General features: G+C 60.7%; 1 protein-coding gene. It reads left to right on the top strand.

Annotation, left to right across the window (positions count from 1 at the left end):
* A partial coding sequence (locus tag FN633_RS18435; protein WP_243731521.1) for an Ig-like domain-containing protein occupies positions 1–827 on the top strand: 827 nt, incomplete at both ends.

Raw genomic sequence — 827 nt, 5'->3', positions numbered from 1 at the left:
AGCCTTCTGCCTATTACGGTAACGGCGCTTGATGCATTTGGTAACCCGGCCACGGCCAGTGGCAGCCTTGACGCAGTGCGCTTTGGCCCTGTGGCGGAGCTGCCGCCAGCGCTGTTTGGTGATGGCTACCTCAACCAGGAGGAGGCCAATACCGGGGCGCAGATTACCGGTTCGACCGGCCAGGCTGGGCCAAACCAGCAGGTGAGGATCGTCATTGATGGCCTACAGGAGTTTGTCGGTACCGTAGACGTTAACGGGAACTGGACGGTGCCGTTAACGCCGGAGCAGCTCAACGCCTTTACTGACGCGGCCCACTCCATGACGGTAACTATTATCGATCGGGCGGGCAACGTCTCAACTTCGCCAGCACAGAACTTTACCGTTCGTACCGATGCGCTGACGCCGCCAACGCTGGATACCGCCTTTACGGATGGCTTCCTGAGCGCCGCCGAGACGCTGACTGACTCGGCAATCACCGGAACGACGGGCGTGCCTGCCGGTCAGGTGGGTAGCGTGCTGGTGAGCATCAACAGCGGTCCGGCTATCGCTGCGACGGTAACAGGAGCAACCTGGACGCTACCGCTGACCGCCGCACAATTGCAGGCCCTGCCGGATGGCGTGCTGAACGTAAACATTACCGTTACCGATATTGCCGGAAACCAGATTAGCGGGCAGGGCAGCTTTGAAGCGATTGTCGATGCGCTGCCACAGGCGCAGTTTGTCACGCCGTTTGGCGATGGCACCCTGAACTTCGTTGAATCGCAAAGCGATCAGGTGCTGCGCGGCAATACGGGCGTCACCGGGCCTGGACAGACCGTTAGCGTGGA

Origin of the sequence: Pseudescherichia vulneris (assembly GCF_902164725.1) — a bacterium.
Classification (GTDB): Bacteria; Pseudomonadota; Gammaproteobacteria; order Enterobacterales; family Enterobacteriaceae; genus Pseudescherichia; species Pseudescherichia vulneris.
Note: the sequence above shows the minus strand (reverse complement) of the source record. Positions and strands in the feature narration are given on the sequence as shown.